Consider the following 12,720-nt stretch of genomic DNA (forward strand, 5'->3'; position numbering starts at 1 on the left):
TCTGGACGATAGGGGGCTTTAGCCGTGGTGTTGTTTAAACGGTTTTGATCAACACCGTGGTGTCGTCAAGTTCGATGCATTCAAACATCAGGTCGTCGATAGAACCCTCGACGTGGTCTACGTAGTGTAAGCCGCATTCCGAGTCGACATGTTGATGTTTCAGAATGCCGTGTACACTGAACGGCGTTCCCGATTCAGGCAATACCATGGTGATTTTAACTTTGCCGGCAACATCGGGACTGATGGGGTCTTGAAGTTTAACTCGGATGCCGCTATAGCTGATGTCCAGAATTTCCGCATTCAGCGAAATTTCCCGGGCGGTTTTGCTGTGGAAAATAATGCCTGCCTGCAGGCCTCTAGGTTTTACTCTACGGTGAATTCGTTTTTCGAAACTCATTTGTTTTGACCCCTGCTGAAGAATCGCGGTTACGCTATCGAGGATTTATTGTAGGTGTAAAGTTAACTTTTGCTACTTTAGGTGTGTTCATCATGCCATATCTTTTCTATTCATACACCCGTTAATTACGGGTATAAAATAAGGCTTTTTCATGTTATTTTCAGAATTGGGTTTGTCCGAGCAACTACTTAAGGCAGTTGCCGAGCAAGGCTATGAAACCCCGACGCCGATACAGGCGCAGGCCATTCCGGTCATTTTACAAGGCCGCGATGTGCTGGCCGGCGCGCAAACCGGTACCGGTAAAACTGCCGGATTTACCTTGCCTTTGCTCCAGCTATTGCAAGGACAGCCGGTTCCGCAAAAGCCGCGGCCGGTTCGGGTATTGATCTTAACGCCGACCCGCGAGTTGGCGATGCAGGTTTATGAAAGCGTCAGAACCTACGGCAAGCATTTACCGTTTTTTGCGGAAGCAATATACGGCGGCGTCAGTATTAATCCGCAGATTCAAAAGATACAACGCGGCACCGATATTGTGGTCGCGACGCCCGGTCGTTTATTGGACTTGATTCAGCAACAGCATCTGGATTTATCCAAGGTTGAACATTTCGTACTCGACGAAGCCGACCGGATGCTGGACATGGGCTTTATCCGCGATATTCGTCGAATCATCGCCTTGTTGCCAAGTAAACGTCAGAACCTGCTGTTTTCGGCGACCTATGCCCCGGAAATCAGCGCGCTGGCCGAACAAATCCTCACCGATCCAGTTGAAATCGCTGTCGCCAAACGCAATGCCGCCGCCGATACCGTCTCGCAGCTGGTGTATGGCATTAACCGCGAATACAAGCGCGAATTACTGTCCTATTTGATAGGCAATGGTCATTGGCAGCAGGTGTTGGTATTCGTCCGCACCAAACACGGCGCGGATCGTTTGGCCAAACAGCTGATCAAGGATGGAATCCGTTGCGCGGCCTTACACGGCGACAAAAGTCAGGGCGCACGGGTGCGGGCACTGGAAGAGTTTAAAAACGGCTCGATTACCGCATTAATTGCTACCGACATCGCCGCTCGCGGTTTGGATATCGACCAATTACCGCATGTGGTGAACTTCGATTTGCCGCAAGTAGCGGAAGATTATGTGCATCGTATTGGTCGCACCGGTCGTGCTGGCGCCGAAGGTCAGGCCATTTCGCTGGTCGATCCGGAAGAGGCCTATTTGTTGGCTGCTATCGAGAGACTGTTGAAAAGGCAGATTCCGCGAGTCGATGATACCGGGTACCCCAACGTGTCATTGGCGGTGACCAATAGCAAGCCGCAGCCAAAGGCGGCTCAGCCGAACAAGCCAGCGGCCAGACGGCCGCAGAATGGCCGGCCAGGGGAGCCGGCTAAACGCGCGCCAAATTCGCGTAAACCGCGTCCGCAAACAGCAAAGCCCCGCTAATCAGCTTGACTTGTCGTGCCCGGCCATGGGCACGGCAGTCGTCTCCCGCCGAACGCCCGTTTATTCCGCAACCGGCTCCGCGAAAATATGGATAGCCAGCCATATAGATTCAATGTCCGGATGGGTCCATTCCACCCGGTGCCGACAATGCGCCGGAATCAGCAGATAGTCGCCCGGCTTCAGGTCCACAGGTGCGGATTGAGCAAATGTCAGCCTGGCTTCGCCTTGTAACAACATCACCCACTCGTCCTGATTTTGATCGTACCACTCGTTTTCCGAGCTGCAATGCCCCTTGGAAACGATGCGCTCGATGCGAATAGTAGGCTTGCTAAACAAGGTTTGGCATAATTCTATTGGCAACTGAGCTGGAATGTCTGTAAAAATGCACGAACTGCTGATATTCATAAAAGCGGGTACATAATAAAAAATTGGGGGAGGGGAATGAAAATGAATAATACGTCTTTTGCTTCGTTAATGGCGGTGGCCATCGATAAACTACCGGGGATTATGCAGCTGTCCAAACGCATTTGCGATACTGCTAAATGCGTGGATTTTTTGGCGCCGCTGTTTCTGCGGCTTTATTTGGCGCCGGTGTTTTGGATGGCGGGCACCAAAAAATTCGCCAATTTTTCCGACACGGCCGAATGGTTCGGTAATGTTGAATGGGGCTTGGGTTTGCCGGCGCCTTATGTGTTGGTATTTTTGGTGGCGCTATTTGAAATTGTCGGCGCCTTGTTTTTATTGTTCGGCTTTGCTACTCGACCGATTACCGTTCCGTTGATGGTGATCATGGTGGTGGCCGCCATCAGTGCCCATATTCAAAACGGTTGGCTGGCCATTGCGGCCGGTAGCGGTATTTTTGCCACCGAACGCACGATAGGCGCGATAGAACGCCTGGAGCGCGCCAAGGAAATTTTACAGGCGCAGGGCGACTATCAATGGCTGACCGAAAACGGCGCTTTGGTAATACTGAATAATGGGATTGAGTTTGCCGCCACCTATTTCATCATGCTGCTGGCGCTGTTTTTTCTCGGTGGCGGCAGGTTTGTCAGTGTGGATTATTGGCTGGCGCGCAAATACTTGCCTGAACTAGCACCCAAGGCCTGACGACAACAGCCCAAACCGAGCTGTTGGCGCTGATCCATTCGCCGGCCTGTCGATCCGAAACATGACCGATTAGGCCGGCATCCAGCCATTGTGCGACCTGAGTTTTATTGTCGCGCGAAAACTGGTAAGCCACTTCGACCAGATCTAGCTCCTCTGCGACCGAGATTGCCAGTCCGGCTGCGAAAAATCGTTGCAACTCGGCCCAGGGAATGGACGAGGTTTCCAAATTCACCTTGGCTTTTTCCAGATCGGGGAGTGACTCGTTCATTAACATTTTCCGGTTGGGATGTTGTAGTATGCCCAGCTATTTTATCGTAACCCGATTTATAAAACAGAAGTGAGGATTCATCGATGTCGCTATTGAGTTCATTTAAAAAGCGTTCCACCCTGGATGCGGCGATCAAGCAAGTTGCCCAGGCCCGTAAAAGCGAAGGCAGCAAAGCCGAGCAATTATACAAGGGTGCGTATCAAGGCTTTGCTAATGTCATCGCCGACCATTTGATTGTTTCCGAAGCGCTGTATCACTGGGGTTTTGGTTTATTGCACGAGGCCCGGACTCAGGAGCCGAAAGCCGCTATCGAAATTTACGAAGACGCCATTTCCAAGTTTTCTTTTTGCTTGCTGATTTCGCCTAACTATTTAGGTGCGGCGATAGACGGCGGCGTAGCATTTATGGAATTGGCTCGCATTAGCTCGGAAGCAGCCAAACCCGATCTATACGAGTTGGCGGAAGATTTTTTCGAAAAGGCCTGTGCTATTCAAAAAGGCAGTGCGGCTTACAATTTGGCCTGCGTTTATGCGTTGCGCGGCGATAACGATGCCTGCTTGGCTGCGTTGCAAACCGCCAGGGACTTTGGCAGTTTGCCCGACGAACAAAATATATTGCAAGACGAAGATATGGCTGGCGTGATCAATGCCCAATGGTTCAAGGAGTTTATGGAGGAGGTCCGTGCCACGCCGGCACCGGAAAAAACCAAACTCAAGGACATTGAAATCAATGTGGAGCCGGGCTTCAAGATAGAGAAAAAAGAGGATTTTGATTACTACTCTTAAATTATTGGGCCATTCAAACTTTAATACCCTGCGGGAACCGGCTTAGCGGGGTTTTAGGTCCGCATGAGTCGGGCTCTCCATCCGCGCGGTTTTCAATATAGCCAACCCTTTTTTTCTGCGGACGAGGGGTGAAAAGCACTAATTGAATAGAAAGTTAAAGGCGTTATCGGCGCCGATGCCGTTCGATTGAAATCGATACATTAAACAAGCGGCCGATAGCGGTTTCCATCGGCAATTGAAACCCGCTCGCGCATCTTGGTCGAAACCCCAATCGACCATGCGGCGCGTACTTTGGTCATCGCTTTGGCGCCGCCTATCCCGCCCGCCGAGATCAACAGTTCGCAAAGACCAGTTGATAGCTCCCATTTTTGCCGCGTGAATGCGGAACAACCTGTTTGATCCAGCCTTGGAAACCGTTCTAAAAACTTGAGCGCCGGAATTAATCCGGCTTGATCGTTCAGGTCGTTCGTGGTGTCGGCAAGGCGAACTTTGCTAGGTCTTTCAGGATTTAGCTGATAGTGAATGTTCTTCGGTTTCGATAGCAGGCTTGGCGTCGCCGACATCTTTGTAGCGCTGAGCGGTTTCATTGAATGCCTCGGCGATAGCCAAAAAGGCATCGGTGATATCCGGATCAAAGTGAGTTCCCCGGCCTTTCGCGATCAGTCGCACAGCTTCTTCGTGGGGATACGCTTCTTTATAAACGCGTTTGCTAATCAAAGCGTCGTAGACGTCGGCGATTGCCATCAAACGGGCGCTCAGCGGTATTTGCTCTCCCGAAAGCCCTTGCGGATAACCGGCGCCATCCCATCTTTCATGGTGACAATAAGCAATCTCCACCGCGTAATTCAAAAATGACCAGTCGCTGTCGCCAAAATCCCGTGCCGCCGACAAGATGGCAGACCTTCCCTCCTCGCAGTGCGTTTTCATAATCGTCCATTCATCCGGCGATAACTTTCCCGGCTTAAGCAGTATCGCATCGGGAATGGCAACCTTGCCGATGTCGTGCAGAGGTGCGGATTTAAACAACAGCTCGATGGCTCCATCGGAGAGACTATAGCGGGCATTAGAGCTTAACCGTTCGGCCAACAGCTGCACGTATCGTTGGGTACGGCGTATATGGTTGCCGGTCTCGTTGTCCCTGACCTCTGCCAACGCACAAAAAGCGGCGATGATGGAGCTTTGCGCGGCGATCAGCTGCCGATCTTTGCGGAACAACTCTTCCGTGCGCTCGGCCACTAATTGCTCAAGGTTTTCGTTATGCTGTTTAAGCTCGCGTCTGGTGGTGGCTAGGACCAGATGATTATGGACCCGGGCCAACACCACCGGCGCGGAAGCCGGTTTGTGAATAAAATCCTCGGCGCCCAGCGAAAGGCCACACTCCTCGTCCACGGCGCTATCCAAGCTGGTCAGAAAAATCACCGGAATATCGCGAGTCGCGGGGTCGGCTTTAAGGCGCTTACAAACCTCGAAGCCGTCGATACCCGGCATCATGACATCCAGCAATATCAGTTCCGGCGCGTCGCGGCCGATCAGCGCCAAAGCTTCGGCGCCATCGCTGGCAAAGCTCGTGCTGTATCCCTTGCCCAGGATGTTGCTCAACACCTCGATATTATTTAAGGAGTCGTCTACGATCAATATTTTTGGTCGTTTATCTTGGCTATTCATGGTCTGTCCAGCTATTTCGTTCTAAGAGTTTCTCTAATGCGATCAACGCTGCATCGTAGCGCAATTCTTGTGTCGCTTGCGCAATTTCCGCAAATTCCAAGGCTAGTTCGTGATCGCCTATCTTGCGGACGAGATCGGTGACCGAATATCGGGCATCCAGATTCTTAGCTTTCAACTGGCGAAGCAATTTCTTTAGTTCGGGAATCAGGTTGTTATTTTTAAACAGTTCTTTTGAATCGATAGATGAGGCAAGCAGTCTATCGTCAGCATTTTCTAATGACTGACTCAATAAAAGTAGTGCGGCCTCGCATTCCTGTGCAAGTACTTCCGTTTGCGCCATCAAATTCCTCTCCTCACCGTTTTTGAGCATCCGGCACAGTCGGTCGGCCGAGGATTGAAGCGCGCCGAAACCTAAATTGCCGGCCTCGCCTTTCAGGCTGTGAGCGACGAAAAACAGTTGCTCCGAATTGTCATCAGCAAGCCGTTGGCGCAATAGCGTTGCAGCGTTCCGATGCTGTTCGGCAAATGCGAGCAATAGGCGCCGGTAAAGGGCGATGTTGCCTCCCAGTCGGGCCAAAGCCGCTTGCACCGCCACGCCTGGCAGATTGCTCTCGAGTTTGGCAATTGCCTCGGTATCCGGGCAAATCTCGACAGCTTTTTCCTGTTGCGCCGCAGCGGGTTTGGGTTTGACCCACCTCGCCAGCGCATTGGCAAGTTCTTCCGGTTCGACAGGCTTGGCGATGTGGTCATTCATGCCGGCCGCTAAGCAGGCCTCTTTATCCTGATTCATCGCCGCCGCGGTCATCGCGATGATGGGTAATTCCTTTAACGCCGCCGATTGGCGAATCCTGCGGGCGGCCTCCAGGCCATCCAGCACCGGCATATGCAGGTCCATCAACACCGCATCGAAATTAGATTTCTCCAGCCAATCCAAGGCCTCCAGGCCATTGTTGGCAGTCGTGACCTCCAAACCGCCTTTAATGAGAAATTCCTGTGCCACCTGTTGATTGAGTTTATTATCCTCAACCAGTAAGATCCGAGCGCTACGGATGGCTGCTAGCCTGGTTCGGGTGGCGTTGAAAACTTCGGCGACGGGAACAGGCTGGCTGGTTTCGTTTCGTTGCAGTTGAACCAGGGTGTTGAGCAGGCTGGAGGGAGTGACCGGCTTGGCGATGATCGCATCCACCCGAATGTTGCCGGCCGACTTGGCCAGTGCCTCGTGCTCATAAGCCGTGATCATGATGGATATTGGCGGCCGGCTGTTATGCTCGCTATCGGCTATGGTCTCGGCCAGCTCCAGACCGTTCATGCCGGGCATTTTCCAATCCAATAACAACAGCTCGAAGGGTTTGCCACATCGCGCCGCTTCGGCGAACAAGCGCAAACCTGTTTCGCCCGACCGGGCCGTCGCCACCTCGAACTGCCAAGCTTCCAAAATCGAGCGCAGTATCGTCAGCGAGGTTTCCTGATCGTCGACTACCAGGGTGCGCATGGGGTGTAAATCCTGCAAACGCCGGCCCGGTGTCTGCACGCTTGACGAAATGCCGGCCGGCAGGCCTAGTCGAACCGTAAATGCAAAGGTACTGCCGGATTCGGGTTCGCTCTCCAGGGTGATTTCGCCCGCCATCAATTCCACCAGGCGTTTCGAGATCGTCAGCCCCAAGCCGGTGCCGCCGAATTTGCGGGTGATACTGGCGTCGGCCTGCGCGAAAGGCTGAAACAGCTGACCGGCTTGTTCGGCCGTGATGCCGATGCCGGTATCTCTCACCGCAAAACGCAGGCGTATGGCATCGTCCGTCCTTTCCTGTGCCTCGACGCGAAGGTGGACTTCGCCATGTTGCGTGAATTTAATGGCGTTGCCGACCAGGTTGTTAATGATCTGGCTGAGGCGGAGCGGGTCGCCTAGCAGCTGATCGGGCACATCTAACGCCATATCGATGAACAGCTCGAGGCCTTTTTCATCGGCACGTATGGAGAACAAGTCTGCCGTCGCCCGTAGTATTTCTTCCAAGTTGAATTCGATGGCCTCGATGTCTATGCGCCCGGCTTCGATTTTCGAGTAATCGAGAATGTCATTGAGAATACCCAGCAAGGCTCGCGACGAATTCAATACCTTGCCGAGGTAATCGCGTTGCTTCTGGTTCAGCTCGGTATCCAGCGCCAGTTGCGTCAGGCCGATGATGGCGTTCATCGGGGTACGTATTTCGTGGCTCATGTTCGCCAAGAAATCGGATTTGGCCAGGTTGGCGTTGTCGGCTTGTTTTCTGGCGTCCAACAACTCCGTCGTGCGCTCATTTACCAAGTGTTCGAGATGATTTTTGTAGTGCTCCAATTCGACTTCGTAGCGTTTGCGGTCGGTGATGTCCATGCGTATGCCCAGGATGCGGGTGACCATGTCGTCTTCGCCTCGCTGCACGCAGAACGCTTTAACACTTATCCAGCGATAGGTGCCGTTGGCATGGCGCATCCTGGCTTCGTAACTGTAGGCATTGGCCCGTTTCGACAATACGGCACCAATTTTTTCAGCGATGTCGGCCCTGTCGTCCGGATGGAGCCGCTCCAGCCATTCGTTACGATCACCCGGACCGGGTTTCGCCTGATAGCCCAGCATCGTGAAATAAATCGGTGACACCTCGAAACTGTCTTTTTTGACATCCCAATCGAAAACGCCGATTTGTGCCACATCCATCGTCATACGCAGACGCTCTTCCGATGTTTTGAGCTGTTCTTCGACTTGCTTGCGTTCGGTAATGTCGAGTGTAAAACCGTTGATCTGTCCGCTTTCTTCATCCAGGTAGGCGGACATCGAGAACCATTTGGTTTGCCCGGTTATGAGCACCGCTTGCGCTTCAAAGTCGCGTACCTCTTTATCTGTCTGCAGCAACTGATAAAAGGACTTCAATTGATTGAGATCGGCCCACAACTTCTCGGCCGGAACATAACGTTGCAGAAAGGTATCGACGGAGTCGCATTCCAATTGGCGTGCCAAAGTGAGATTCAGAAAGCTAAACTGACCTTCAAAATTTCTCTGAAAAATGCCGACCGGTGCATTCTCGATGATGTAGCGGTAATTTCTTTCGTTGTTCTGCCATGTCAAACGGCTGTGTCGCGCAACCAACGCCAACACTAACGAAGCGATCAAGATGACGAGTCCGGCCGTGCCGTACCAAACCAAATGTTTTCGCCACTCGGCCAGATAATCCTGTTCGGCGATGGCGGCCAACACGTACAAGGGATAATCGCCGACCCGCCGAAAACTATAGAGGCGTTTGACGCCATCGGCCGGGCTGGCCTGTAAGTAGGAACCGTGGGCCATACCCTTGGCAACGTATTGGTTCAGGGGGTGGTTAGGCATGGCCTTGCCTAGATTGGCTTCCAGGTGCGGATGGCGAGCCCAAAGCCGCATCTGTTCGTCGCGGAGTAAAACCGCGCCGTGCTCGCCAAGGTTCAGCGTCGCGTAAAAACTTTCGAACGAACTCAATTGCACAATGACGTTAACGTACCCGGCAAAGCCGCCGTCGGGAAAATCGATGCGCCGGGTTAGGGATATATGCCAGATGCCCAAGGTACGGGATATTTCCGGCGGGGAAATGTGTAAGCCAATCTGGCGATGATTTCTATGAATTTGAAAGCTTTCTTTGTCGGTGACTTTGATGGCCGGCTGAGCGTCGATGGAGCTGTAGATACAATCGCCGTTGGCATTGAATATCTGGATTCCGCCGATCTCGATTACCGCCGCTTGCTGAATATCCTTGGCCTTTTCCTTCAGCAAGGCTCGCATAGCATGGTTTTCAACGGCGTTATCGAACTGGCTGCTGCGCATGTCGTCGGGTCGAATATGCCCCTGAAGATCTTTCAGAATCAGATCGATTTTTTGTATCGTGGCCAGTGCATGCCCCTCTAAGACCAGAGCGATATTTGCCGTTTCGATACGCGCGTGTTCTATGTGGCTATCGCGCTCTTGCTGCAGACTCAAACCCATCAGCGCCGCAAATCCCAAGATACCGACCAAGCCCGCGGCGATTGCCAAACCAAAAGCGGATATTCTTGGAAAACGTTGTTTCATGTGTCACTCCCGGCTATAAATTATCATCTAAATCCGGCAATTGCTAAAAAGCCGGCGAAATGGCCGCGTAATCGGCATAGGCTAATGGGTAGGCTTATTCATTGAACGGTCCTGATTTTCAAGGAGGTTTTTTAGTCATGAATTCGGGTCGCATGGTCTTGCAACAGGCCCTTGCGACAGTCAATTGCCGATATTCAGGCAAGCTCAGCCTTGGTGAGGCATGAAGTGCTTGCCAATTTGCCGGCATCGTCCAGCTGGGGTAAGGGGCTTCCGGTCTCTGCGAATGGGATGGCTATCAATACCCAAAGGAACCAAGTTGAGCCGTGATGAGATCGTCGCGCATAAACTGGCGCGAGACGAATTCCATAGTGAATGGCCTTATCCAATCCCACCGTAAGAACAATTCGACAGGCTTATTTTGCGACGCCGCCTTGCTATCAGAACGCTGCTAATTTTGAAACGAGAAAACCGAACGCATAAGGGCAAAGGTTTCCGCTACTGTTGGTAGCAGGCATTTACAATCGCCCGCAATTTTTCCAGGCCCAATTCGCGGGTAAGCGCTATATTGCGATCGGGAATCCCCTCCGGGTCGGGATGACTAGCGACAGCTTTTTCGATACCGTCCTCGCGAATCAGATGCAGCATGGGGTAAGGGGAGCGGTTGGTGTAATTGCTGGGGTCGTTTGTCGGCGTTTGCGCAAAGCAATAGTCCGGGTGAAAACTAGCCAATTGGTAGATGCCTTCGTAGCCTTGATCGATCAGCAATTGCTCGGCGATAGCCAGCAAATCCAGGAAATCCTCAAAGTCGGCAAACGCCTCGCTAAATATCAACAAGGTAGTTTCGGTGTCGGGTTCGGAATCGAGATGTACGCACTCGGCAATCACCGCTTCCAGGCTATCCTCGATGCTGTTGCTCGACACGACCTGATAGCGAATACTGTCTTTTTCCTGCTCGCGGCGGGCAAACGGGCAAATATTGTATTCAATAACAAAAGTTTTTAGCCAAGCCTGAGTGGCGGCGATAATCTGTTGGTTAGTCATGGTGATCGAAAAAAATGATGAAAAGCACTAAACACTGTCTTTGGCTGTTGGCGTTATTGCCGGCTTTACTGAACGCCGAAGTCTATCAATGGACCGATCAGCAAGGTCGCCGCCATTATGCTGATCATGGCAATGAAAACGCCAAAGTTGTAAGCATCGATCCAGGCGTCGCGTATTACCGGGTAGAAAAGGTGTTCGATGGCGATACTATCTTACTAAGCGACGGCCGGAAAGTCCGTTTTTTAGGGATCAATACGCCGGAGGTTGCCGGTCGTAACAAGTCAGCCGAAGCCGGCGGCGAGCAGGCCAAGGCCTGGTTGAAGCAAAAGTTGGAGCAGCGGAAGGTATTCCTGCAAGGCGATGTGGAAAAACAGGACAAATATCAGCGCACCTTGGCCTACGTGTTTACCGAAGACAAGGAGCATATCAATCTGGAGCTGGTGAAACGCGGTTTGGCGACGGTGAATATCTACCCGCCGAACTTCAAATATCTCGACACCTTGCTTGCGGCTCAGCGCAGTGCCGAGCAAGCCAGGCTGGGGATTTGGGGTGAAGAGGCCTATGCGCCGCTGGCTGCGGAGCTGCTCGATGAAAATAATTATCAGGGCTGGAAGCGCCTGACCGGACGTATCCGCGGGGTCAAAAAGACCGCCAAACACAGTTATCTGCAATTCTCCGATACGGTGTCCATTAGCGTGGAGCCAATATCTGCGGGGTTGTTTCCGCCGCTGGAAACCTATGTAGGCAAAGACGTGGAAGTGAGGGGCTGGGTGAGACGCTCGAAACAGCGTTTTGCCTTGCAGGTCAGGCATCCGGCGGACATCGTGCTGCGCTGATGCGGCCCGTGTCAGGCTAGTCTTCTTCCGCAAATAAAGCCTGAATCATCAGCTTTTCTTCGTCGTTGAGGATATGCTCAGCCGAAAACCAGCGGGTGCGTTGAAACGGGATTTCCCGCTCCGCGTCGCGCATTCCAGCGCGACGATCAATCTCGCGGCGCTCGGCGCGCCGGCGATCTAATACCCGTCGGTCTTGTTTTGGCCACAGCACATATTGTTGCTGAACGAAAGCGATCCACTCCGCTGAGTTGAAGGCGAACGGATTAGTCCGACGTTCTTGCTGACGGCGCGCCCCTCGGCGGCGCGCCGAATCATCGCTAGTCATCATAGTGGCTACCACTGACCTATGCCGCCGCATACACGAATGCTGTAGAGGACAACCGGCGAATTGATGTTGAAAAAATAGTTCCTAAATAACATTCGACCAAAATAATAAACTTCCCAAGAAAATCTGAGTATTTAGGTCGGGATTTTAAATGCACTCGCCAAAATGCTCAATCAAACTTAATCCTCCGATGTCATATTACTGGACAAAGTTCCCGGTAAACGCAGCAGTTGATCGTCCATAGTCAACAATTTGGGTGTCGAGCTAAAAATTCGGCTGCTATTACACTGCGGTTTTTTGTTTTGTAATAAGTTGTTGGTCCGACGAAAGGCCACTACACCGATGCCTAACCTGCAAAACGGCGTTGACATTGCTGATGGAAACCCGGGAGAAATTGTTGGCTATGCCTTATTCCGCCGAATAAGGTAGGCCTGCAACAGCTTTTTTATGGCAAAGCCTTTGCTGTTTTGGCGGCTATGGAGCTATGCGCCATTCGCATCTGGAGAGCTCCGGGAACAATGTATTAATTAATAGCCGCGAATCAACCAAGCCTTTTTTCATCAGCGCAATCAATGTTTTATTAGTGGACCCAACCGGTACGACAGCCCACTCCTTAGGGCATTTATTCAGTAGGTTTTTTTGAGCGGTAGTAAGTTTTTCTCTAGCCATCGTTACACCTATTTTCGGATTTGGTATTGCTAACGAGTCTTGTATATGGGGTTTTACTTGACGTTGGCATACGTTAAGCCAAAAAACAGGATTTGTTAAATTAGTAATATTCATCAGGTCTAT

General features: G+C 51.9%; 13 protein-coding genes. 4 read left to right on the forward strand and 9 right to left on the reverse strand.

Going from position 1 to position 12,720, the window contains the following annotated elements:
* Nucleotides 1–34: 34 nt before the first annotated feature.
* Nucleotides 35–397 carry a PilZ domain-containing protein gene (locus G006_RS0121290; RefSeq protein ID WP_020485245.1) on the reverse strand — a complete coding sequence of 121 codons (363 nt, stop codon included), beginning with the start codon at nt 395–397 and terminating at the stop codon, nt 35–37.
* A 151-nt stretch (nt 398–548) separates the two neighbouring features.
* On the opposite strand from G006_RS0121290, the gene G006_RS0121295 reads away from it, so the two are divergent.
* Nucleotides 549–1,835: a DEAD/DEAH box helicase gene (locus tag G006_RS0121295; RefSeq protein WP_020485246.1), complete on the forward strand. Its 1,287-nt coding sequence runs from the start codon at nt 549–551 to the stop codon at nt 1,833–1,835.
* Between the two features lie 60 nt (nt 1,836–1,895).
* On the opposite strand, the gene G006_RS0121300 is transcribed toward G006_RS0121295, so the two are convergent.
* Entirely contained in the window at nt 1,896–2,240 is a 345-nt protein-coding gene (locus G006_RS0121300; RefSeq protein ID WP_020485247.1) for a cupin domain-containing protein, read from the reverse strand.
* Nucleotides 2,241–2,282: 42 nt separating this feature from the next.
* Here G006_RS0121300 and G006_RS0121305 point away from each other — a divergent pair, with 42 nt between their 5' ends.
* Nucleotides 2,283–2,942, forward strand: a complete 660-nt coding sequence (locus G006_RS0121305) for an HvfX family Cu-binding RiPP maturation protein (protein WP_200860483.1) — start codon at nt 2,283–2,285, stop codon at nt 2,940–2,942.
* On the opposite strand, the gene G006_RS0121310 is transcribed toward G006_RS0121305, so the two are convergent.
* Entirely contained in the window at nt 2,884–3,210 is a 327-nt protein-coding gene (locus G006_RS0121310; RefSeq protein WP_020485249.1) for a DUF2288 domain-containing protein, read from the reverse strand. The genes G006_RS0121305 and G006_RS0121310 overlap by 59 nt on opposite strands.
* 83 nt (nt 3,211–3,293) lie before the next feature.
* On the opposite strand from G006_RS0121310, the gene G006_RS0121315 reads away from it, so the two are divergent.
* Nucleotides 3,294–3,995 carry a TPR end-of-group domain-containing protein gene (locus tag G006_RS0121315; protein ID WP_020485250.1) on the forward strand — a complete coding sequence of 234 codons (702 nt, stop codon included), beginning with the start codon at nt 3,294–3,296 and terminating at the stop codon, nt 3,993–3,995.
* Nucleotides 3,996–4,195: 200 nt separating this feature from the next.
* Here the strand turns inward: G006_RS0121315 and G006_RS28500 are convergent, their stop codons facing one another.
* The 4 genes from G006_RS28500 to G006_RS0121335 all read right to left on the reverse strand — a co-directional run bounded on the left by G006_RS28500 (nt 4,196) and on the right by G006_RS0121335 (nt 10,767).
* The gene (locus G006_RS28500; protein ID WP_152428989.1) at nt 4,196–4,582 is read right to left on the reverse strand and encodes a hypothetical protein; all 387 of its coding nucleotides are present in this window, start codon (nt 4,580–4,582) and stop codon (nt 4,196–4,198) included.
* Nucleotides 4,497–5,660, reverse strand: a complete 1,164-nt coding sequence (locus G006_RS0121325) for a response regulator (RefSeq protein ID WP_020485252.1) — start codon at nt 5,658–5,660, stop codon at nt 4,497–4,499. The genes G006_RS28500 and G006_RS0121325 overlap by 86 nt, the downstream gene beginning before the upstream one ends.
* Nucleotides 5,653–9,726 carry a response regulator gene (locus tag G006_RS26185; RefSeq protein ID WP_020485253.1) on the reverse strand — a complete coding sequence of 1,358 codons (4,074 nt, stop codon included), beginning with the start codon at nt 9,724–9,726 and terminating at the stop codon, nt 5,653–5,655. Before G006_RS26185 ends, G006_RS0121325 begins: the two co-directional genes overlap by 8 nt.
* 495 nt (nt 9,727–10,221) lie before the next feature.
* Nucleotides 10,222–10,767 carry a DUF1415 domain-containing protein gene (locus G006_RS0121335; protein ID WP_020485254.1) on the reverse strand — a complete coding sequence of 182 codons (546 nt, stop codon included), beginning with the start codon at nt 10,765–10,767 and terminating at the stop codon, nt 10,222–10,224.
* Nucleotides 10,768–10,781: 14 nt separating this feature from the next.
* On the opposite strand from G006_RS0121335, the gene G006_RS0121340 reads away from it, so the two are divergent.
* Nucleotides 10,782–11,603 carry a thermonuclease family protein gene (locus G006_RS0121340; RefSeq protein WP_020485255.1) on the forward strand — a complete coding sequence of 274 codons (822 nt, stop codon included), beginning with the start codon at nt 10,782–10,784 and terminating at the stop codon, nt 11,601–11,603.
* A gap of 16 nt (nt 11,604–11,619) precedes the next feature.
* On the opposite strand, the gene G006_RS26190 is transcribed toward G006_RS0121340, so the two are convergent.
* Nucleotides 11,620–11,931, reverse strand: a complete 312-nt coding sequence (locus G006_RS26190; RefSeq protein WP_020485256.1) for a hypothetical protein — start codon at nt 11,929–11,931, stop codon at nt 11,620–11,622.
* Nucleotides 11,932–12,402: 471 nt separating this feature from the next.
* Complete coding sequence (locus G006_RS28505) at nt 12,403–12,711, reverse strand: hypothetical protein (RefSeq protein WP_152428990.1); 309 nt, start codon at nt 12,709–12,711, stop codon at nt 12,403–12,405.
* Between the last annotated feature and the right edge of the window lie 9 nt (nt 12,712–12,720).

Origin of the sequence: Methylomonas sp. MK1 (assembly GCF_000365425.1) — a bacterium.
Lineage (GTDB): Bacteria > Pseudomonadota > Gammaproteobacteria > Methylococcales > Methylomonadaceae > Methylomonas.